Origin of the sequence: Thalassobacterium sedimentorum (assembly GCF_031127905.1) — a bacterium.
GTDB lineage: Bacteria > Verrucomicrobiota > Verrucomicrobiia > Opitutales > Coraliomargaritaceae > Thalassobacterium > Thalassobacterium sedimentorum.
Genome location: NZ_JARXIC010000120.1, coordinates 1 through 593, shown reverse-complemented (window position 1 = coordinate 593; position 593 = coordinate 1). Strand labels below are relative to the sequence as shown.

1 protein-coding gene is annotated in these 593 nt (G+C 44.4%); it reads left to right on the top strand.

All coding sequences use genetic code 11. The features are described from left to right. Window positions 1-107 precede the first annotated feature (107 nt). Entirely contained in the window at window positions 108-488 is a 381-nt protein-coding gene (locus QEH59_RS18665; protein ID WP_308986901.1) for a hypothetical protein, read from the top strand. Window positions 489-593: the final 105 nt, after the last annotated feature.

The window sequence follows — 593 nt, the reverse complement described above, 5'->3', positions numbered from 1 at the left end:
CGGAGCAGATTGAGCGCATTGGAACAGCCCGAGGGTATATCCAGTCGGTCGTATCAACTCCGTTCGCTGCGCTCACTGCGTGATACACCTCGCCGATCTACAGAAGAATGAAAACCATTAGCGACTACAGTCCGTTGGAAGCAATCGTAGATGGCATATGCTCGCCAATAAAGGGATCATTCATCGCACTTTTAGGTATTTTACTCGGATTTTCAGTCGGGACATTTATAGCGCTACTTCCCGAAATTGAAATAAACGAAATCCCAGAAACATTAATGCACAGTATCTGGTATTCTCCCCTTACATTCCCAGCTTCAATCTTGGCAGTTATTGCGATCCCATGGAGTTTTGTCCTTAAGGCCGGCTATATGATACCTGCAATCATTTTTTTCACTACCGACACTTCGAAAACAAAAATTGGAATGCTTCCCGTTATGATTGTATTTGCTCTAGGCGATGGAATACTTTGCACAAGGTTCATCCAATGATCAAAGGTAGATCTCTGAAGTTACCAATTAGCGAAGCCTAATAGGTAACTATAGGTTGGACAAACCCGCGTAGGATTAAAGGGGGCGTTCGACGACTCTAGTGCT

Bases quoted from the DNA above. Each gene is read 5' to 3' on its own strand.
- QEH59_RS18665 (WP_308986901.1), top strand. From the start codon at position 108: ATGAAAACCATTAGCGACTACAGTCCGTTGGAAGCAATCGTAGATGGC.